We start from the raw sequence: 235 nt of genomic DNA on the forward strand, positions 1-235 counted from the left end.
CGGTCCCGGGTGCATCAGCTGCCACATAGCCTTGTTGTCGATCCAGCGAACTGCGCCCATCTCAATGAACACACGTTCGCCTTTCTCGTTTTGGAGAATGTAGCCGGAGTATTTGTAGCCGGAGCCCGCAAGTTCTGCGGCTTTTCGTGCCGTATGCTTGTCAGTCACGCGTTCCGAGGCCGCGCGCTCGTTGCGGAGCCTCGCAATTTCGGACTTGAGTTGATCGATTTCGGAT

The 235-nt window shown here is 56.6% G+C and carries 1 protein-coding gene; it reads right to left on the reverse strand.

Annotated features, from left to right (window positions below; genetic code table 11):
• Positions 1-235: hypothetical protein (locus tag AC1RPT_RS08270; RefSeq protein WP_481763070.1), on the reverse strand; the 235-nt coding region annotated here is incomplete at both ends.

The organism is Dellaglioa sp. CoH-56-MRSF-11 (assembly GCF_056782135.1).